The organism is Marilutibacter maris (genome assembly GCF_006546735.2).
In the GTDB taxonomy this organism is placed as follows: Bacteria; Pseudomonadota; Gammaproteobacteria; order Xanthomonadales; family Xanthomonadaceae; genus Marilutibacter; species Marilutibacter maris.
This window is the reverse complement of record NZ_VICD02000132.1, coordinates 18009-37373: the sequence shown is the minus strand read 5'-3', so window position 1 is coordinate 37373 and position 19365 is coordinate 18009. Positions and strand designations below refer to the sequence as shown.

Annotated in this window: 16 protein-coding genes; 5 read left to right on the top strand and 11 right to left on the bottom strand. The window is 70.7% G+C overall.

Annotated elements, in window-relative coordinates; genetic code table 11:
* Positions 1 to 340: TSUP family transporter (locus tag FKV24_RS08450; protein WP_249040965.1), on the bottom strand; the 340-nt coding region annotated here is incomplete at its 3' end.
* Between the two features lie 199 nt (positions 341 to 539).
* On the opposite strand from FKV24_RS08450, the gene FKV24_RS08445 reads away from it, so the two are divergent.
* Positions 540 to 2591: a transglycosylase SLT domain-containing protein gene (locus FKV24_RS08445; RefSeq protein WP_141482056.1), complete on the top strand. Its 2052-nt coding sequence runs from the start codon at positions 540 to 542 to the stop codon at positions 2589 to 2591.
* Positions 2588 to 3517: an NAD(P)H-binding protein gene (locus FKV24_RS08440; RefSeq protein WP_170288254.1), complete on the top strand. Its 930-nt coding sequence runs from the start codon at positions 2588 to 2590 to the stop codon at positions 3515 to 3517. The genes FKV24_RS08445 and FKV24_RS08440 overlap by 4 nt, the downstream gene beginning before the upstream one ends.
* Before the next feature lie 103 nt (positions 3518 to 3620).
* On the opposite strand, the gene FKV24_RS08435 is transcribed toward FKV24_RS08440, so the two are convergent.
* Positions 3621 to 4562: a DMT family transporter gene (locus tag FKV24_RS08435; RefSeq protein ID WP_141482054.1), complete on the bottom strand. Its 942-nt coding sequence runs from the start codon at positions 4560 to 4562 to the stop codon at positions 3621 to 3623.
* Positions 4563 to 4677: 115 nt separating this feature from the next.
* Here FKV24_RS08435 and FKV24_RS08430 point away from each other — a divergent pair, with 115 nt between their 5' ends.
* Positions 4678 to 6111: an aminotransferase-like domain-containing protein gene (locus FKV24_RS08430; RefSeq protein ID WP_141482053.1), complete on the top strand. Its 1434-nt coding sequence runs from the start codon at positions 4678 to 4680 to the stop codon at positions 6109 to 6111.
* Positions 6112 to 6238: 127 nt separating this feature from the next.
* Entirely contained in the window at positions 6239 to 7483 is a 1245-nt protein-coding gene (locus FKV24_RS08425) for a multifunctional CCA addition/repair protein (protein WP_141482052.1), read from the top strand.
* A gap of 284 nt (positions 7484 to 7767) precedes the next feature.
* Here the strand turns inward: FKV24_RS08425 and FKV24_RS08420 are convergent, their stop codons facing one another.
* The 3 genes from FKV24_RS08420 to FKV24_RS08410 form a co-directional block, all read right to left on the bottom strand.
* The gene (locus tag FKV24_RS08420) at positions 7768 to 10257 is read right to left on the bottom strand and encodes a TonB-dependent receptor plug domain-containing protein (protein WP_141482051.1); all 2490 of its coding nucleotides are present in this window, start codon (positions 10255 to 10257) and stop codon (positions 7768 to 7770) included.
* Between the two features lie 310 nt (positions 10258 to 10567).
* Positions 10568 to 10978, bottom strand: a complete 411-nt coding sequence (locus tag FKV24_RS08415; RefSeq protein ID WP_223250192.1) for a VanZ family protein — start codon at positions 10976 to 10978, stop codon at positions 10568 to 10570.
* Positions 10975 to 12168, bottom strand: coding sequence for a class I SAM-dependent methyltransferase (locus FKV24_RS08410; RefSeq protein WP_141482050.1), 1194 nt, complete (start codon positions 12166 to 12168; stop codon positions 10975 to 10977). The genes FKV24_RS08415 and FKV24_RS08410 overlap by 4 nt, the downstream gene beginning before the upstream one ends.
* A gap of 353 nt (positions 12169 to 12521) precedes the next feature.
* Here FKV24_RS08410 and FKV24_RS08405 point away from each other — a divergent pair, with 353 nt between their 5' ends.
* Entirely contained in the window at positions 12522 to 13283 is a 762-nt protein-coding gene (locus FKV24_RS08405; protein ID WP_141482049.1) for a pteridine reductase, read from the top strand.
* A 44-nt stretch (positions 13284 to 13327) separates the two neighbouring features.
* Here FKV24_RS08405 and FKV24_RS08400 read toward each other — a convergent pair whose 3' ends face one another.
* From FKV24_RS08400 to tsaD, 6 genes are all read right to left on the bottom strand, one after another.
* Positions 13328 to 14158: a DUF6159 family protein gene (locus FKV24_RS08400; protein ID WP_141482048.1), complete on the bottom strand. Its 831-nt coding sequence runs from the start codon at positions 14156 to 14158 to the stop codon at positions 13328 to 13330.
* A 72-nt stretch (positions 14159 to 14230) separates the two neighbouring features.
* Positions 14231 to 15577 (bottom strand): Gfo/Idh/MocA family protein, encoded by a 1347-nt coding sequence (locus FKV24_RS08395; RefSeq protein WP_141482047.1) that lies wholly within the window; start codon positions 15575 to 15577, stop codon positions 14231 to 14233.
* 67 nt (positions 15578 to 15644) lie between these two features.
* A complete protein-coding gene (gene folK / locus FKV24_RS08390) occupies positions 15645 to 16142 on the bottom strand; it encodes a 2-amino-4-hydroxy-6-hydroxymethyldihydropteridine diphosphokinase (RefSeq protein WP_141482046.1) in 498 nt (165 codons plus the stop codon).
* On the bottom strand, positions 16139 to 17422 hold the full coding sequence (locus FKV24_RS08385) for a mechanosensitive ion channel family protein (protein ID WP_249040964.1): 1284 nt from the start codon (positions 17420 to 17422) through the stop codon (positions 16139 to 16141). The genes folK and FKV24_RS08385 overlap by 4 nt, the downstream gene beginning before the upstream one ends.
* A gap of 88 nt (positions 17423 to 17510) precedes the next feature.
* On the bottom strand, positions 17511 to 17894 hold the full coding sequence (gene folB, locus FKV24_RS08380) for a dihydroneopterin aldolase (protein WP_111267719.1): 384 nt from the start codon (positions 17892 to 17894) through the stop codon (positions 17511 to 17513).
* A 322-nt stretch (positions 17895 to 18216) separates the two neighbouring features.
* Positions 18217 to 19248 carry a tRNA (adenosine(37)-N6)-threonylcarbamoyltransferase complex transferase subunit TsaD gene (gene tsaD, locus FKV24_RS08375; protein WP_141482045.1) on the bottom strand — a complete coding sequence of 344 codons (1032 nt, stop codon included), beginning with the start codon at positions 19246 to 19248 and terminating at the stop codon, positions 18217 to 18219.
* Positions 19249 to 19365 lie beyond the last annotated feature (117 nt).

Sequence of the window (19365 nt, the reverse complement as noted above, 5' to 3'; positions counted from 1 at the left end):
CGATGTAGCGCAGCACGTCGTCGTCGATCCTGACCGCCAGGCCGCTGCCGAGCCAGCCGCCCAGCAACAGGCCGGGCACCATCCAGGCGACCGTCGGCCAAAGCACGCTGCCGCGCCGATGGTGCGCGCGCGCAGAGGCCGCCGCGGTCAGCACGATGCTGGCCAGCGAACTGGCCAGCGCGGCGTGCATCGCCGCGTCCTGCGGAACGCCGATCAACGGCAGCAGCCACGCCAGCGCCGCGACCAGGACCAGTCCGCCACCGACCCCGAGCAGGCCGGCCAGCACGCCGGCCACCGCGCCCAGGGCGAGAAACAGCATCAACGAAACCGGCAGCGACATCGGCGATCCGCAAGGTGGGAGAGCAGGCACGCAGGGTACGTGAAAATCCGCCGGCATCATCCCCTTCCGGTGGCCCCGCGAGACCGGCCTGGCCTGGCGCTCGGCACGGGCGGCCGCGCGACGCGAAGCGCACTTGCGATCGCGTTGCCGCAACCGCGTTGGAATTTTCCTTCATGTCGGCTCCGCTATAGTTCCGACGATGATTGCCACCCCCTCCCTGCATGCCGCGCTCGCCCTCGCGCTGGTCGCCTTCGCCACCTCCGCCTGCGCGCAGTCCGCCCCCGCCACGGCCGCCGGCAACGCGACCGCCAATGCCAGTCCGTCCGCGCGCGCCTCGACCCTCGACCCCCTGACCGACCCGCGCCTGCCGCGGATCGAGCAGGCCATCGGCGCGGCGCAGAGCGGTCGGTTCCGCGCCGTCGAGTACCGCGACCTCGCCGACCATCCGCTGTTCGCCTGGGTCGAGTACGCCGGCCTGCGTCGCGGCCTCGACGGCCTGCCCAGCGCACGCGCCCAGGACTTCCTGCAGCGCCGCGGCGGCCAGGCCGCGGGCGAGACCTTCCGCCGCGCCTGGCTGATGCAACTGGCCAGGCGCGAGGACTGGAGCGGCTTCCTCGCGGCCTGGCGCGATGGCGACGACGACACCCCGCTGGCCTGCCACAAGCTGCACGCCGAGCAGGCCCTCGGCCGCGCCGGCCAGGACTGGAACGCGCGCGCCCAGGCGATCTGGCTCAGCAGCGGCCGCTCGCTGCCGAACGCCTGCGATCCGGTGTTCGACACGCTCGCCGCACGCGGCGGCCTGACCGCCGAGCTGCGCTGGCAACGCTTCGACAAGGCCACCGACGCCTGGCAGTCGGGGATGATGCGCAGCATCGCCAGGGGCCTGCCTGCCGATCAACGCGAGCTGGCCAACGACTACGCCGCCTTCATCGACAGCCCGCATACGCGCGCCCTGCGCTGGCCCAGGACCGAGCGCAGCCGCCGGGTCGCCTCGCAGGGGCTGGCACGCCTGGGCAAGGCCGACCCCGACCGCGCCGAGCAACAGCTGCCGCAGTACGCGCAGGCCCTGCAGTTCGACGACGCCGACCACGGCCGCGCGCTGTACCAGATCGCCCTGTGGACAGTGGCCTCCTACCTGCCGGACTCGGCGCGCCGGCTCAATGCGGTGCCCGAAGCCAGCTACGACCCGCGCCTGCACGAGTGGCGCGTGCGCGAAGCGCTGTCGCGCTCGGACTGGGGCGCCGCGCTCACCGCGATCGGCAAGATGGGCGCCGAGCAGCGCGGCGAATCGCGCTGGCGCTATTTCGAGGCACGGCTGAGGGAAAAGACCGGCGACGGCGCGGCTGCGCAGCGGCTGTACCGGCAGACCGCGACCGAAAGCGACTTCCATGGCTTCCTCGCCGCCGACCGCGCCGGGCTCCCGTACACGCTGTGCCCCTTGCAACCGCGCCCGGATGCCGCGGCCGTCGCCAAGGTCACCGGCGACCCCGCGCTGGGCCGCGCGGTGTCGCTGATGCGCCTGGAGAAGATCGGCTGGGCGGTGGCCGAATGGAAGGACGCGTTGTCGCGCTTCAGCGACGCCGAGCGCCTGATCGCGGTCGAGTACGCGCAGGCCAACGGCTGGTTCGACCGCGCGGTGTTCGGGCTGCAGCTGTCCAACCCCGACGAGCGGCGCCTGTACGACCTGCGCTTTCCGCTCCACCACGACGCCACCCTGCGCCGCGAGGCGGCGAAGAACCGCCTCGACCCGGCCTGGGTCGCGGCCGAGATCCGCGCCGAGAGCACCTTCAATCCGCGCGCGCGCTCGCAGGCGAACGCGCTGGGCCTGATGCAGATCCTGCCGGCCACCGGCGCCGCGGTGGCGGCGAAGCTGGGCCTGCCGTGGGGCGGCGCCGCCAGCCTGTACGACGCCGACACCAACATCATCCTCGGCAGCGCCTATCTGCGGCAGATGATGGACGAGAACGGCGGCCAACCCTACTTCGCGATCGCCGGCTACAACGCCGGCCCGACGCCGCTGCTGCGCTGGCGCACCCAGCGTCCGGGCATGGACCCGGACTTCTGGATCGAAACCGTCAGCTATCGCGAGACCCGCGAGTACATCGCCCGGGTGCTGGCCTTCAGCGTGATCTACGACTGGAAGCTCGACGGCGACGCGCTGCGCCTGGAGGACCGGATCCGCGGCCGCACCCAGGGCCCGCGCAAGGGCTTCGTCTGCGCCGCGGCCGGCGCGGAGGGGGCGAACCGGTGAGCGGTGAGCGCATCCGCCATGTGGTCGTGCTCGGCGGCACCGGCTTCGTCGGCCGGCCGCTGGTGCGCCGCCTACTCGACGACGGCCGCCGCGTCACCGTGCTCAGTCGCGGACCGGCGCCGGACCCGGCCGCCTACCGCGCCAAGCGCGCCCAGCTGACCCGCGACGCCAGCCTGCTGGAAGGCGATGTCCACGATGTCGACTTCCTGCGCGCGGTGCTCGACGACGCCGACGCGGTGGTCAACCTCACCGGCATCCTCAACGAGAAGGGCGACAGCGGCGAAGGTTTCGAGCGGGTCTTCACCGAGCTGACCCGTTCGCTGCTGACCGCGATGCACGACAACGATGTGCGCCGGCTGCTGCAGATGAGCGCGCTCAATGCCGGCCTGGGCGAGAGTCACTACCTGCAGGCGCGCGGCCACGCCGAGCGCGAGGTGCGCGCGTCGCGGCTGGACTGGACGATCTTCCAGCCGTCGGTGATCGCCGGCCCCGGCGACGGCCTGTTCTGCCGCTTCGACGGGCTGCTGAAGTTCGCCCCGGTGCTGCCGGTCGGACGCGCGCAGGCGCGGTTCCAGCCGGTCTGGATCGGCGACGTGGTCGAGGCCTTCGCGCGCGCGCTCGAGGACCCGGCCTGCGTCCATCAGACCTACCCGCTGGTCGGCCCGGAAGTGCTGACCCTGGCCGAGATCATCCGCCTGACCGCGCGCGCGCGCGGCCGCCATCGCGCGGTGCTGGCGCTGCCCGAGGCCCTGGGCAAGCTGCAGGCGGACATCGGCGAGTGGCTGCCGGGCAAGCCGATCAGCCGCGACAACTGGCGCTCGCTGCAGCTCGACTCGGTCAGCGGCGAGGACGGCCTGGCCCGGCTCGGCATCGAGGCCACGCCGGTGACGGAGCGGCTGCCGGAGATCCTCGCAACCGACACCTGAGCCCGACCGGCCGCCGGAGCGCGCCCCCGGCGCCTGCGTGCCGGCGGGCGCGTATCGGCCCGCCGGATGCCATCGCGGCATCGTCGCAGCGGTGTCGCGGATCTCAGTGGCCCGCGCCGCCCTTGAGCTTCCCCCAGGTCGTCGCCAACACCTGCCCACGCCACCGCCAGCGCAGGTTCACGCCCAGCGTACCGGTCACGATCAGCGCCACCCCGGCGAGCTGCAGCGCGCCCAGCGCCTGTCCGTAGATGATGAAGTCCAGCAACAGCGCGACCACCGGGTAGACGAAGGCGAGCACCGCGATCGTGGCCACCTTCAGGTGCGGGTACGCCGAATAGAACAGCACGTAGCACACGCCACTGTGAATCAGGCCGAGCCCGGCCAGCCAGGCCCAGTGCGCGCCGGGCCGTGCGACCGCCGCGTAGTCGGCGAACGGCGCCAGCATCAGCACGCCCACCAGGCACTGCACCAGCACCAGCACGAACGGCCGCTCGCGGCCGATCCGGCGCGACAGCAGCATGGCCGCGCCGCACAGGATGGCGGCGACGAAGGTGAGCGCGATCCCGAGCAGATAGTCCGTTCCCGCCTCGCCGAGCATCCGCGCCGGATCGGCGTTCAGCGCCACGCCGGCGAAGGCGATGCCGGACCAGCCCAGATCCGCCGGACGCGTGCGCTCGCCCTGGAACAACGCCGCCATCGCCAGGATCGCGAACGGGAAGAAGTGATAGACCATCGTCGCCACGCCGATCGACGAGCGCGCCATGCCGGCGAACAGCGCCACCCAGTTCAGCACCAGCAATACGCCGCTGAGCGCGGCGGCCCGGAGCAGGGCCGTCTGCCCGAGCAGGCCGCGGAAATACCCGCGCAGCCCGCCCCAGGCCAACAGGAACGCGCTGCCGAACACGCAGCGGAAGAACACCGCGGTGATCGCATCCTGGCCGCTCTCGAGAACGAACACGCCGACCGAACCGATCAGCACCTCGGCCACCAGCAATTGCAGCAACGCGCGACGCGGCGCCGCGCCGGACTGTTCCGGAGGGGACATGCGGGGGATCGCGAAACGACGGGAATGCCAGCCTAGGCACGCGCCGGACACCGGTACAGATTCAGATAGAATCAAAAACGACCAGTACAGATGCGTCGGCCACGGAGGCGTCGCCATGCCCCGCTCCCTGCTCTACGAACGGCTGGCCGAACGTCTGCGCCGGCAGATCCGCGGCGGCACGCTGCGCGCCGGCGAACGGCTGCCCTCGCTGCGCCGGCTTCACCGCGATCAACGCGTCAGCCTGGCCACCGTCCTGGAGGCCTATCTGCAGCTCGAGCGCGAGGGCCTTGTCGAGGCGCGTCCGCGATCGGGCTACTACGTGCGCGCGCCGGCCGCGTCGGCACCGCGCGCGCTCACCGCCCGTCACGCCACGCGTTCGCCGCAACCGGTCCGCAACCCGGCCCTGCTCGGGGTGCTCGACGTGCTCGGCCGCCGCGACATGATTCCGCTGCATGCCGCCACCCCGGCACCGGAACTGCTGCCGACCGCCGCGCTCGCCGCCGCGACCGCGCGCGCATTGCGGCGCGATCCCGGAGCCGCCCTCGGCTACGCGGTGCCGCAGGGTCTGCCGGCACTGCGCGCGCGCATCGCCCTGCGCTATGCGCGATGCGGCCTGGACATCGACCCCGACGAAATCGTCGTCACCGCCGGGGCGATGGAGGCGATCAGCCTGGCCCTGCGAGCCAGCACCCGCCCCGGCGACGTCGTGCTGCTTGAGACACCGACCTACTACGGCCTGCTGCAGGCCGTCGCCGCACAGGGGCTGCGCGTGATCGAGGTGCCCAACCACGCGACCACCGGCATCGATGCCCGCCGCGTCGCCGAGTTGCTGCAGCGGCATCCCGTCCGCGCCGCGGTCCTGGTGCCGAATTTCAACAACCCGCTCGGCAGCCTCACCCGCGAGGCCGACAAGCAGGCCCTGGTCGCCGCCTGTGCCGCACACGGCGTGGTGATCATCGAGGACGATCTGTACGGCGAGCTGGCCTATTCCGGTCAGCGACCCTCGCCCCTGCGCCGCTACGACCGCGACGACGCGGTCGTCACCTGCGGCTCGTACTCCAAGATGCTCGCCCCCGGGATGCGCATCGGCTGGATGCTGGGCGGCCGACGCACCGCGCAACTGTTGCGCGCGAAGTGCTTCACCACCGTCGCCACGGCCACGCTGCCGCAGCTGGCGATCGTCGACTACCTGTCGCGCCACGACCTGGACCGCGCCCTACGCCGCCTGCAGCGCGCGCTTGCGGACAACGCGCAGCGCTACCGCCAGGCACTGCACGAACACTGGCCGGCCGGGACTCGCGTCTCCTCCCCCGCCGGCGGGATGGCGCTGTGGGTGGAGCTGCCCGAACGCGTCGAGGGCCAGGCGTTGTTCGAAGCCGCACTCGCGCACGGCATCGGCACCCTCCCCGGCCATCTGTTTTCCAGCCGCGGCGACTACCGCCACCACCTGCGGTTGAGCTGCGGCCTGCCCTGGGACGCACGGGTGGAGACCGCGCTGCGGACCCTGGGCTCGCTGGTGGAGCGGCTTGCGGCCGACCGGGGGCGTTGACGCAAAGCCGCCGCGAACGGCGATGGCGGCAGCCGCAACCGGGCGCCTTGTCCTCTGGCGGCACGCGCGTTGTGGTATACCCGCCCCCCGCATGTCCGCCGCAGCCCTTGCCATGCCACCTACGCCCATGCCCGACATTCCAAGCGCCTATCTGGTCGGCGGCGCGGTCCGCGACCGCCTGCTCGGGCTGACGCCGGGCGATCGCGACTGGGTCGTGGTCGGCCGCAGCCCGCAGCAGATGCTCGACGCCGGCTTCCGCCAGGTCGGTCGCGACTTCCCGGTGTTCCTGCACCCCGACAGCGGCGAGGAATACGCGCTGGCGCGGACCGAGCGCAAGAGCGGTCGCGGCCACGCCGGCTTCGTCGTCCACGCCGACCCGTCGGTGACGCTGGAACAGGACCTGGCCCGGCGCGATTTCACCATCAACGCGATCGCCGAGGATCCCGACGGCAATCGGGTCGACCCGTTCGGCGGCGCCGAGGACATCCGCACGCGCACCCTGCGTCATGTCGGCCCGGCCTTCGTCGAGGACCCGTTGCGGGTGTTGCGCGCGGCCCGCTTCATGGCCCGGCTGGCGCCGCTGGGCTTCAGCGTCGCCGCCGAGACGATGGCGCTGATGCGCACGATGAGCGACTCCGGCGAACTCGCCGAACTGGTTCCGGAGCGGGTCTGGCAGGAGCTGCGGCGGGCGCTGGGCGCGGCTTCGCCGGCGGCGTTCCTGCGGACCCTGCGCGAGTGCGGGGCGCTGGCGGCGGTGCTGCCCGAGGTCGACGCCCTGTACGGGGTGCCGCAACGCGCCGAGTACCACCCCGAGGTCGATACCGGCACACACATCGAACTGGTCTGCGACATGGCCGCGCAACTGGCGCCCGGCGACGACCTGATCGGCTTCGCCGCGCTGACCCACGACCTGGGCAAGGCGCTGACGCCGGCCGGGAAGCTGCCGGCCCACGTCGGCCACGAGCACGCCGGGGTCGCGCCGCTGCAGGCCCTGTGCGAGCGCCTGAAGGTGCCGAACGAGCATCGCCAGCTGGCCACCATCGCCTGTCGCGAACACCTCAACGTGCACCGCCTGCGCGAGCTGCGCGCGGCCACGCTGCACGACCTGATCGCCCGCTGCGACGGCTTCCGCAAGCCCGAGCGGATCGCCCAGCTGGCCGTGGTCTGCGAGGCCGACAAGCGCGGACGCGGCGGCCTGGCCGAGGCGCCCTATCCCCAGGGCGAAGCCTTGCGCGCGGCCCTGGCCGCGGCCATGGGCGTGCGCGCGCAGGACGTCGCCCGCGGACTCAGCGGCCCGGCGATCGGCGAAGCCCTTCGACGGGCGCGGATTGCGGCGATCGCCGCCGAGCGTGGCGACAACCCGAGCGGTTGAGAAGCGGGCTGCGCCGGCCGCCCGGACCGGTGCCGCAGAAAAAGTGATGCCGGGCGGTCTCCCCACCGCCCGGCATCCCTCCCCCTCTATGAACGCGGCGCGGGCGATCCCCCAATCGGTCCGTCAGCCGCCGTTCAGCCCGGAATGTAACGGTTCCTGAATAAATTGCAAACCTTGCCAGGCCGGCACCCGCTCCGGGTTGCCGATTCCAGGCACCGGGTCGCAGTTCCGGCTCCGGGCCGCGAGGGGCGGCGGGTCGGCGCTGCGACCCGCCGTCCGGGCGCTCAGAAACGGTAGTCCACGCGCACGTAGTAGCTGCCGCCGTTCATGCCGAACGGCAGCGTTTCCCAGCCGTACTTGAAGCCCAGCTGCGGGAACGGGAAGCCATCGACCTCATCCCACTTGTCCGGGTACTCGTCGAAGATGTTGTTGCCGCCGACGGTCAGCGACAGCGCATCGGAGAACGCGTAGCGCACGCTCATGTCGAACAGGGTCTTGCCGCCCCAGGTCTGCTTCAGGCCCGGCGTGAAGCCCTCGCCGGCGACCGAGCCGTAGTAGTTGGCGCGACCGGTGAGCTGCCAGGCGTCCTTGTTCCAGACCGCCTGCAGCACATGGTGCTCGCCGGGCTGGCCCTCTTCGAGCAGGGTCACCTGAGTGTCGTCGAACAGCGCTTCCGGCGACAGGATCGGCGACTGCGAGCGGCGCGCGGTCACCTCGGTCTTGTTGAAGTGCAGCAGCGCGGTCAGGTTCAGGGTCGAACCGCCGGCGAACTCGGTGTTGTGATTGGCGACGACGTCGACGCCGGTGGTGCGGGTGTCGATCGCATTGGTGAAGAACAGCACCTGGCCGACGCCGATCGGGTCCAGGATCGCCGCGATCGGACAGTTGGCGTTGTCCGCCGCGCACGGGTTGCCGTCGTTGCCGACCGCCTCGGGCTGGATGTTGCTGGAGAAGATGATGCGGTCGTCGATGTCGATGCGGAACACGTCGACGGTCAGCGAGAAGCGGTCGTTGGGGGTGAACACCAGGCCCAGCGAACCGCTGGTCGAGGTCTCCTCCTGCAGCGGCTCGATCCCGAACGCCCGGGTCACGTCGCTGTCCTGGCGCGCGGTCAGGGTGTCGGTCAGCACGCCGGCGGCGTTGAGGTTGGTCGAACGCTGGCCGTAGAACAGCTGCTGCACGCCGGGGGCGCGGAATCCGCTCGACACGGTGCCGCGGATCGCGAACGCGTCGGTCGCGTCGAAGCGCGCCGACAGCTTGCCGGTCACCGTGCTGCCGAAGTCGGAGTAGTCCTCCCAGCGCGCCGCCGCGCCGAGCAGGAAGCGTTCGCTGAGGTTGGTCTCGGCGTCGAGGTAGACGGCGACGTTGTGGCGACCCTCGTCGACCGCTTCGCGCGGCGAGAAGCCGGGGAAGCCCTGCATGCCCGGCTGGGCGGTGTCGCCGGTCTGGCCGACGATGTCGATGCCGCGGTCGTCGGTGCGGCCGTAGGTGTAGGAGACCGGGTCGCCGGCGCGGATCGCGTAATTCTCGCGGCGGTACTCAAGACCGGTGCCGAGGTAGATCGGCTCGTCGTTGAAGCCGCCGACGCTGCCGCGGAAATCCAGGTTGAAGGTGGTCTGGTCGTACTCGAGGGTGCCGGTGTCGGCCGAGGTCGGCGAGGTGCCGTGGATGCCGGCGGACGGGTCGGTCGGATCGATCGGCTCGTACCACCAGCTGACGTTGACCGAGTTGCTCTCCTCGAAACCGAACTTGCTGCGACCGTGGTTGATCGAGATGTCCCAGTCCCAGATGTCGCCCAGCGGCGCGCGGTAACCGACCGCGATCGAACCGTCGTCGACCGTGGTCAGGATGTTCGGCAGGAAGCCGTCCGGATACAGGTCGGGCACGGTGCGGTTGTCGCCGGCGCTGCGGAAGAAGCCGGAGGAGTCGCCCTCGCGCCGCGACAGGCCGCCGAACGCGTACAGCTCGCCATTGCCGACCGGCAGGCCGCTGTTGAACCACAGGTAGTAGTCCTTGGCGTCGGCATCGCCCAGGCGCTGGGTCACCCGCGGCGGGTCCACGCGCAGGCTGTCGGGGCCGGCACGGTTGGTCTCGTTGCGGTTGCGCGCCTCCGCCGAGAGGTTGATGAAGCCGTCGCCGCCGAGCTTGAAGCCGGTGTTGACCGAACCGTGCAGCATCTCGCCGTCGCCGGCGTAGTACTGCAGGCCCTCGACCGATACCTCGGTGTGGTCGGTCTGCTTCTTCAGGATGATGTTGATCACGCCGGAGATCGCATCCGAGCCGTACTGCGCGGCCGCGCCGTCGCGCAGCACCTCGATGCGCTCGATCGCCGAAACCGGGATCGCATTGATGTCGGTGCCGGCCGAGCCGCGGCCGATGGTCTGCTGCACGTTGACCAGCGCCTGCTGATGGCGGCGCTTGCCGTTGACCAGCACCAGCACCTGGTCCGGGCCCAGCGCGCGCAGGGTGGCCGGGCGCAGGATGTCGGTGCCGTCGGAGACGAAGGTGCGCGAGAAGTTGAACGAAGGCTCCAGCATCTGCAGGATCTGGCCGACCTCCATCGCGCCGGTGGTGCGGATCTCCTCGGCGCTGATGATGTCGACCGGCGCCGCGGTGTCCTCGGCGGTGCGACCGAGCACGCGCGAGCCGACGACTTCGATGCGGTCGAGGGTGGTGGCGTCCTGGGCCTGGACGGCGGGCGCGGCGAACGCGCCGGCGGCGAAGGTGGCGGCGATGGCCAGGGTCAGGCGGTGACGTTGGGTGGCGACGGGCATGTCTCGATTTCCTTGCTCGGTGACGGATGGCGCCGGCCTTCCCCGACCGGTCCGAAGCGAGATTTACCCTTTCTTAACCTTTGCGCAATCAGTCGGAATCCTTTTCTGCGCCCATCCTTGTGACGTGGTTGGCGGTATTGCGATCTTGTTGCGGCGCGCCACCCACGCCCCCCGCTTCCGCGCCGCCGGCGACGCGAATCGGAGCCAGATCAATCGGTTACGGAGAAAACGGTTTCAGCGACCCCGCCGATCGCCGGTCGCGATCGGCAGTCACCTCGATGCCGGCACCGCCGGGCCAGGCGAGCGCCGGTTACGGCAGCCGCGCGTCCAACCGGAGCAGCCACAGCCGCGCCGGGGTCCAGCCCAGGCTGGCGCCCGCCAGCACCCCAAGCGTGTTGGCCAGTGCGTCCGCAGCGTCGGCCTGGCGCGACGCGGTCAGCGCGCCCTGGGCGAACTCCAGGCCGACCCCCAGCGCGACCAGCGCGATCGCCAGCAGCCAGTGGATCCCGCCACGGGCGAACAGCATCACCGCCCCGGCGGCGAGCACCGCGTAGGCGAGGAAGTGCTCCAACTTGTCGACGCCGTCGAACGGCGCCGCCGGCAGTTCCGCGGCCGGCAACAGCGAGGCGGTCACCACCGCCGCGACCAGCGCCAGCCAGGCGCCCAGCCACAGCGCGGGCCGGCGGAATCCGCGCAGCAGCGGCGACGCTTCCCGGCTCACAGGCGGAAGCTGAGATCGCCGGCGAGAAAGGCGGTGCCGAACTCGACGTCCTTCTCGAAGCCCATCACCTGGAAGCGCTCGCCCATCGCGCTGGGCAGGGTCAGCTTCTTGACCTCCTCGGTGCGGCGCAGGCGCTCGCCCTCGTCGGCGATCCGCTCGATCCGCTCCAGCACCCCGGCCAGCCCGTTGCCCATCAGGAAGCTGGCCTGCGAACAGTAGCCTGCGAAGTCGAAACCGGCGCCGACGCCGGCCTCGGCCAGCGCGGTGAAGTCGACCGAGGCGGTGAGGTCCTGCAGGCCCGGCCACAGCATCGGATCGGCATGCATGCGCTGACGGTAGAACGCGCGCAGGGTGCCGTCGCTGCGCTCGGGCAGGTAGTACTCGCCGCGCGGGTAGCCGTAGTCGACGAACAGCATCGCGCCGCGCTTCATGCCGCCGGACACCGCCTGGATCCAGTACGGCAGCTGCGGCAGCAGCTCGGAACGGTAGCCGTCCGGCAGCCGCCGTTCCAGCCGCTGCTCGATGTGGCGCACCGCATTGGTCAGGAACGCGTCGGCCGGGCGGGTGATGCGGGCGAAGCCGTGGCCGTCGCCGGCCTCGTCGATCACCACGAACTCCTCGTGCACCTGCCCATCGACGATCGCGAAGCGCGGCGTCGGCAGCGCATCGATCACCTCGTTGGCGAACAACACGCCTTCCCAGTCGTGCGGAAACGGGCCGTCGACCCACTCGACCAGATCGAACAGCGGTGGCGGCAGCCGCCGTTGCAGGCGTTCGCGCTGGCGCTGGCGCAACTGCGCGCTGGGCTCGAGGATCGCGTAACGGTCCGGCAGCGCGTCCAGTTCGGTCAGGCGCTTGAGCGCGACTTCGGCGAAGGCGCCGGTACCGCCTCCCAGCTCCAGGAACAGGCCCTCCGGACCGACCTGCTGCATCACCGGGGCCAGCGCCTCGGCGGTGCAGGCGGCGAACACCGGCCCCAGCTCGGGCGCGGTGACGAAGTCGCCTTCCTCACCGAACTTGCTGGCGCCGGCGCTGTAGTAGCCCAGACCCGGCGCGTACAGCGCCAGCTCCATGAAGCGCGAGAACGGGATCGCGGCATCGTCGCTGGCCTGGATCTCGGCGCGCAGGTGCGCCGACAGGCGGCCGCTGTGGGCGAGCGCGTCGGTATCGGGGGTCGGAAGTGAGGTCATCGGACAAGTATCGCAGCCCGGACGCTTGCAGCCCCAGTTTTCGTAGCAGCGGCGCAAGCCGCGATCCCCGAGGCTGCGCCCGCGAACCCCGTAGGAGCGGCGTAAGCCGCGATGGAGCTTTCCCATGAACGCCCGGTCGCGGCTTACGCCGCTCCTACGAAAAGCCCAGGGCCCGAAAAACACAGAGTCGCGACCGGATCGTTTCCCACGTGTCGACCCGGCCATGGCCGACGCCCGTCAGTCCAGCGCCGCGCGGCGCCTCGCCGCTCCCAGGCATCGACGGCCGGGGCAAGCGGTTGGCGGTGACGCGCTCACTCGCTACGCTCGGGGCCGGTCCTTCCGCGACATCCGCAATGCCCGCCAACCGCCCCGTCGCCCTCATCACCGGCGCGGCCCGCCGCATCGGCGCCGCCATCGTCCGCCATCTGCATGCGGCCGGCTACGACATCGCCCTGCACTACCGCGGCTCCACCGATGCGGCGCAGGCGCTTGCCGCCGCGCTGAACGACGCGCGCGCCGACAGCGTGCTGCCGCTGCAGACGGACCTGGGCGAGTTCGACCGCCTGCCGGAACTGGTCGCGGCCACCATCGGCCGTTTCGGCCGGCTCGACGCCCTGGTCAACAACGCCTCCACCTTCGAGCCCTCGCCGATCGGCGCCACCACCCCGGCGCAGTGGGACCGCCTGTTCGCCAGCAACGCGCACGCACCGTTCTTCCTCGCCCAGGCCGCGGCCCCGCATCTGCGCCAGGCCGGCGGCGCGATCGTCAACCTGACCGACCTGTACGCCGAGCGTCCGCTGCGCGACCACACCGTCTATTGCATGGCCAAGGCCGCACTGCTGGCGATGACCCGGTCGCTGGCGCTGGAACTGGCGCCGCAGGTGCGGGTCAACGCGGTCGCCCCCGGCGCGATCCTGTGGCCGGAGCCCAACGGCAGCGACATCGCCGGCGACAGCTGCAGCCTCAAGCAGGCGCAGATGCTCGAACGCACGCCGCTGGCCCGCACCGGCACCCCCGAGGAGGTCGCCGAGGCGGTGCGCTGGCTGCTGATGGATGCCCGCTACAGCACCGGCCAGGTCCTGCACCTGGACGGCGGCCGGATGCTGTCGGTCTGACCCGGCCGGGGACGCGGCAGCGCGCCGCGCCCCGACCCTTGCGCTCACTTGCCGGCGAAGGCCTGCGCCAGCGGCACGTCCTCGAACCCGGCCGGCGTCTCGCCGCGGGTCACGTACTGGTACAGCGCCGCCGAGTACACCCCGCTCAGCGCCGACTGGTAGATGCCCAGCAGCAGCACGGCGATCACGAACACGACCGCGACCGCGATGCCCAGCCCGGCCGAGACCATCCACGCGGCGACGGTGCAGCCGGCGCCGATCAGGACCACCACCACGGTGATCAGCCCGAACGCGGTGCCGATCCCGATCTGGCCGATCGCGTTCTCGCCCCAGGTCCGCTTGAGCAGGTTGACGCTGCTCCTGAGCGCATCGACCGGGCCGACGTCGGTACTGACCAGCACCGGCACCACCAGGAAGGTCGCCAGCGTCCACATCATGCCCAGGCCGCTGCCGATCAGGCGCACGATGAAGTTGTTCTCGCGGTTCTTCATCGCGTTGAGCAGCATGCCGACGGTGGCGGCGATCGCGGCGTAGCCGAGGATCGCGCCCAGCCGCGACCGCGCCGCCCTGAGGCCGTCGGCCAGGGTCGGATCGCCGCCTTCGAGCCGGATCAACGCCGCCCCCACCAGGGCGCTGTTGAAGAAGATGATCACGGTGTACTGGCAGAAGTAGAACGCGAACGCCCAGATCGCTCCGACCGGGCCGAATCCATTCTCGAAGATGCGCAACGCGAAGGTCGGGACCGCGAAGGTCGCCAGCACCAGCACGGTGGCGGCCGACGAAACCAACGGGAACAGCATCAATTCCTTGTCGGAGCGCAACACCGACGCGCTGGCCTTGACCAGCGCCCAACTGCGCCTGAACTTTTCGAACATGTGCCTGAGATCCTCTCGAAGGATCCCCCCTGCGGCCAATTATGCCCGTTCCGGCGCGCCGATGAAGCTCCCTCAGTAGTCGGCGCCCAGGGCGAAGATCCGCGCCCGGTCGCGCCAGCGGCCCTCGGTGAAGTCCGGGAACGCCAGGGTCCGGTTGTCCTCGCGGATCGACTGTTCGGACAACGGCGTGATCGCGCTCCAGGCGACCGCGTCGTAGATGTCGATCGGCATCGGGTCGCCGGCCTTGAGCGCCTCGACGAAGGCGTGCACGACGAAGAAGTCCATGCCGCCGTGCCCAGCGCCCTCGGCCTGGGCGGCGAAGCGCTTCCACAGCGGATGGTCGTAGCGCTCCAGCCAGCCCTGGGCGTCCTCCCAGCGATGCGGCTCGGGACTCCTGCCCTCCAGATAGATCGACTTGTTGACGTCCATCCACAGGCCGCCGGTGCCCTGCACCCGGAACCCGAGCGAGTACGGCCGCGGCAACGAAGTGTCGTGGGTCAGCAGGATGGTCTCGCCGTTCGCGCAGACCAGTTGGGTGGTGACCACGTCGCCCAGCGCGAATCCGACCTTGGCGCTGGGGTGGTCGGCGCCGCCCTGTTTGACCACGTAATCGTGCAGGCCGCGCGCCTTGCTGGCATAGCTGGTCAGCCGCTCGAAGCGGTTGCCGCGATGGATGTCGGCCCACATCGCGCACGGGCCGATGCCGTGACTGGGATAGAGCTCGCCGTTGCGGCGCACCGAGTGCGGGGTGCGCCACTTCGCCTCCGACCAGCCCTTGTCGCCGAACTCGACGCCGCCGCCGTAGGGCTTGCCCGGCTCGCCGGAGTTGAACTTGACTGCGCGCAGATCGTGCTCGTAGCCGCCCTCCAGGTGCACCAGCTCGCCGAACAGGCCCTGGCGGACCATGTTCAGCACCGCCAGCACGTCGCGGCGGTAGCAGACGTTTTCCAGCAGCATGTACGGGGTGCCGGTGCGCTGCTGCGCCCGCAGCACGCGCCAGTGATCGTCGAGGGTGATGCCGGCGACGACCTCGCAGCCGACCGCGACCTTCGCCTCCATCGCCGCGATCGCCTGCGGTGCGTGCCACTCCCACGGGGTGGCGATGATCACCGCGTCCAGGTCGGCGTCGGCGAGCATCTGCTCGTAGGCATGATCGCTGCCGGTGAACACGCGCGGCCTGGGCTTCCCGGCCGCGGCCACCATCGCCAGCGCGGTATCGAGCATGTAGGCCTCGATGTCGCACAGCGCGACGACCTCGACATCCTCGCGCTTGAGCAGCTCGGCCAGATGGACCTGGCCGCGCATGCCGACGCCGATCAGACCGACCTTCAACCGCGATGCCGAGCGCGCCCAGCCCATGCCCGGCGCGGTCAACGCCGCGCTCGCCGCGGTCGCCAGCAGGAAGTCCCGTCGTTGCATCGTGCGCTCCGGTATCGGTGTCAGGCCGCCGATGATGCCCCAGGCGGCCCGCCGCGGCACGGCCGCACTACAGCGCGACCGTCTCCATCGCCGCCCCGTGATCGGGATGGGCCGCCCACAGCTGCGCCAGGGTGCGTCCGTCGTCGGGCACCACCGTCTCCGGCGCGATCTCCGCCAGCGGCCTCAGCACGAAGGCGTGCTTGAGTTCCGGCCGCGGGATGTGCAGGTTGCCGGGGCCGCTGAGCACACGGTTGTCGAACAGCACGATGTCGATGTCGAGCGTGCGGTTGCCGAAGCGCGGGCCGCTGCGATCGCGGCCATGCGCGTCCTCCAGCGCATGCAGCCAGGCATTGAGCGCATACGGATCCATCGTGGTCTCGATCACCGCCGCGGCATTGAGGAAGTCGCCACCGTCGAACCCGACCGCCGCGGTGCGGTAGACCTCCGACAGCACGATCGCGCCGAACTGCTCGCGCAGCGCGGCGATGCCGCTGGCCAGGTTGGCCTCCGGGTCCAGATTGCTGCCCAGGCTCAGGTAGGCGCGGCTGACCCGTGGCCGGTTCACGCGGCGGCGTCCAGCGGCGCCCGCAGCGCCGCGATGCCGGCCATCAGGTCGCCGCCGCCGGGCTGCTGGAACAAGCGCAGCCCGAACTCCGGCAGGATCGCCAGCAGGTGATCGAAGATGTCGGCCTGGATCGCCTCGTAGGCCCCCCACTCGGTGGTCGCGGCGAAGCAGTACAGCTCCAGCGGCAATCCGGTCGGCCCCGGCTCGAGCTGGCGCACCATCAGGGTCTTGCCGTGATCGACCTTCGGGTGCGACTCGAGATAGGCGGTCACGTAGGCGCGGAAGCAGCCCAGATTGGTCAGCCGGCGCGCATTGACCGGCTCGGCGCTGCGCTCGGGCGCCTGCGCGTTCCATTCGTCCAGCTCGGCCTTCTTGCGTTCGAAGTGCGACTTCAACAACGCGAAGCGGCCCAGCTTGCGGCGCATCGCCTCGTCGAGGAAACCGACGCTGCCCTGATCCACGTACAGCGCGCGCTTGATCCGGCGGCCGCCCGAATCGCTCATGCCGCGCCAGTTCTTGACGCTGTCCTCGATCAGCCGGTGGGTCGGCACGGTGACGATGGTCTTGTCGAAGTTCTGCACCTTGATCGTGTGCAGGGCGATGTCGACCACGTCGCCGTCCACGCCCAGCGACGGCATCTCGATCCAGTCGCCGACCCGGACCATGTCGTTGGAGGCGATCTGCACGCTGGCGACCAGCGACAGGATGGTGTCCTTGAACACCAGCAGCAGGACCGCGGCGAACGCGCCCAGGCCGCCGAGCAGGACCAGCGGCGACTTGCCGATCAGCACCGCGATGATGCCGATCAGCGCGATCGTGTAGACGATGATCTTGCCGAGCTGGACGTAGCCCTTGATCGGACGGCTGTGGCCGGCCGGACGCCGCTCGTAGATGTCGTTGAGCGCGGACAGGAACGCGCTGATCGCGATCGCGACCACCAGCACCATGTAGGCGATCGCGCCCTTGCCGATCACCTGCACCAGGGTCTCGTGCAGGTTCGGCACCAGAGCGATGCCGAAATGGATCACCAGCGCCGGGGCGATGTGCGAGAGCTGCTTGATCACGCCATGGGCGAGCAGCGCATCGTCGATCTTGGTCGGACTGACCCGCACCGCCCGGGATACCAGCGGGCGGACGATGCGCTGGGTCAGCCAGTCCACCAGCGCGGCCAGCACCACCAGGCCGGCCAGCACGCCCAGGGTCACGGTCCAGTCCATGCCGGCGGACTGGGCGGCGATGGCGTCGAGCTGGGCTTTGATCGATTCGGCTTGCGCTTGCATGGATACGGGTTGCTGGGGCTCAGTCCTTCAGGGTAGGTGCGTCCGGTTCAGGTTCAACCCCCGCGGCGACGGCGGAGGCCCCCCCGGTTCAGTCGGCGGCCGCCGCCGGCAGGGTATCGCCCGCCCGCGAACGCTCGATGACCACACCGACCGCGCGCGCGCCGCGGACCGCACCGGGCTTGCTGAGCTTGAGCCGCAACCGGCGCACGCCGAACTCGTCGAGGATGATCTGCGCGACCCGCTCGGCCAGCGTCTCGACCAGACCGAACTCCGATGCCTGCACATAGGCGATCACGCGCTTGCTGACCGCCTTGTAGTTCAAGGTGTCGGCGATGTCGTCGGTCGCCGCAGGGACCCGGTTGTCGAACGCCATCTCGATATCGAACACCAGGGTCTGGCGGACCCGGCGCTCCCAGTCGTAGATGCCGATCAGGGCATCGATCTCGAGGCCTTCGATGAAAACGTGATCCATGGGGGTAGGGCCAGAAGTGAGAGGGAAGAAGCTAGAAATGAGAGGGGAGGAGTGAGAAGTGAGAGAAGAGCTCAGGGGCCGTCGGGGGGGATTGTCGTCCCCGCACCGGCATCGATCCAGCAGATGTCCATGATCCTTTGCCTTTTCTCACTCCTCACTTCTCTTCACTCGCTACTTGGGGCAGAAGTGAGAGGGAAGAAGTGAGGAGTGAGAGAAGAGCTCGGGGCCGACGGAGGGATTGTCATGGCGGCAGCGGCTTCGATCCAGCAGTTGCCCGTGACCCAATGCCTTTTCTCACTCCTCACTCCTCTTCACTCGCTACTCATCCACTCGCTACTGGCTGCAAAGACGCCATGTCCCAGCGCGGGGTCACCCGCACCGAGGCGTCGTCGTGCTGGCCGGCCTGCAGCCGCAGCGCCCCGGCAAACGCGATCATCGCGCCGTTGTCGGTGCAGAACGCTGGCCGCGGAAACGCGACCCGGCCGCCGCGCTGCTCGGCCATCGCCTGCAGCCTCGCGCGCAGCCGCTTGTTGGCGCCGACGCCACCGGCCACCACCAGGGTGTCGCAACCGGCCGCGTCCAGCGCGCGCCCGCACTTGATCGCCAGGGTATCGACCACCGCATCCTCGAAGCCGCGGGCCACATCGGCGCGGGTGCGGTCGGCCTGGTCGCTGTCGCGCCAGGCCAGCAGCACCTGGGTCTTCAGCCCGCTGAAGCTGAAATCCAGGCCGGGCCGGTCGGTCATCGGCCGCGAGAAGCGGAACGCCTGCGGGCGGCCCCGTTCGGCCAGCATCGCCAGTTGCGGACCGCCCGGATACGGCAGGCCCATCAGCTTGGCGGTCTTGTCGAAGGCCTCGCCGGCGGCGTCGTCGAGGGTCTCGCCCAACAGCCGGTAGCGGCCGATCGCCTCGACATGGATCAGCTGGGTATGCCCGCCGGACACCAGCAGGGCGACGAACGGCGGCTGCGGCCGCCCGGCCGGGTCGTCCTCCAGCAGGGGCGCCAGAAGGTGCCCCTCCATGTGATGGACGCCGATCGCCGGTACCTCCAGCGCCCAGGCCAGCGCGCGGGCCACGCCGGCGCCGACCAGCAGGGCGCCGACCAGGCCCGGACCGGCGGTGTAGGCGACGCCGTCGAGATCCTCGATGCCCAACCCGGCCTCGGCCAGGGTCTGGCGGATCAGCGGCAGCAGCTTGCGGACGTGGTCGCGGCTGGCCAGCTCGGGCACCACGCCGCCGTACTCGGCGTGCAGGGCGATCTGGCTGTACAGGGCATGCGCGCGCAGGCCGGCGTCGGTGTCGTAGACCGCCACACCGGTTTCGTCGCAACTGGTTTCGATGCCAAGGACTTTCATTAACTGGGCTGGGGCTGGGACTGGGGGCTGGGGGCCGTAGGAGCGGCGTGAGCCGCGATGGGTTTTCGCGGGAAGCGCGGTCGCGGCTCACGTCGCTCCTACAACGAGCAAAGGGCA

Bases quoted from the DNA above. Each gene is read 5' to 3' on its own strand.
- FKV24_RS08445 (WP_141482056.1), top strand. From the start codon at position 540: ATGATTGCCACCCCCTCCCTGCATGCCGCGCTCGCCCTCGCGCTGGTC.
- FKV24_RS08435 (WP_141482054.1), bottom strand. From the start codon at position 4,562: ATGTCCCCTCCGGAACAGTCCGGCGCGGCGCCGCGTCGCGCGTTGCTG.
- FKV24_RS08430 (WP_141482053.1), top strand. From the start codon at position 4,678: ATGCCCCGCTCCCTGCTCTACGAACGGCTGGCCGAACGTCTGCGCCGG.
- FKV24_RS08425 (WP_141482052.1), top strand. From the start codon at position 6,239: ATGCCCGACATTCCAAGCGCCTATCTGGTCGGCGGCGCGGTCCGCGAC.
- FKV24_RS08420 (WP_141482051.1), bottom strand. From the start codon at position 10,257: ATGCCCGTCGCCACCCAACGTCACCGCCTGACCCTGGCCATCGCCGCC.
- FKV24_RS08410 (WP_141482050.1), bottom strand. From the start codon at position 12,168: ATGACCTCACTTCCGACCCCCGATACCGACGCGCTCGCCCACAGCGGC.
- FKV24_RS08405 (WP_141482049.1), top strand. From the start codon at position 12,522: ATGCCCGCCAACCGCCCCGTCGCCCTCATCACCGGCGCGGCCCGCCGC.
- FKV24_RS08400 (WP_141482048.1), bottom strand. From the start codon at position 14,158: ATGTTCGAAAAGTTCAGGCGCAGTTGGGCGCTGGTCAAGGCCAGCGCG.
- FKV24_RS08395 (WP_141482047.1), bottom strand. From the start codon at position 15,577: ATGCAACGACGGGACTTCCTGCTGGCGACCGCGGCGAGCGCGGCGTTG.
- FKV24_RS08385 (WP_249040964.1), bottom strand. From the start codon at position 17,422: ATGCAAGCGCAAGCCGAATCGATCAAAGCCCAGCTCGACGCCATCGCC.
- folB (WP_111267719.1), bottom strand. From the start codon at position 17,894: ATGGATCACGTTTTCATCGAAGGCCTCGAGATCGATGCCCTGATCGGC.
- tsaD (WP_141482045.1), bottom strand. From the start codon at position 19,248: ATGAAAGTCCTTGGCATCGAAACCAGTTGCGACGAAACCGGTGTGGCG.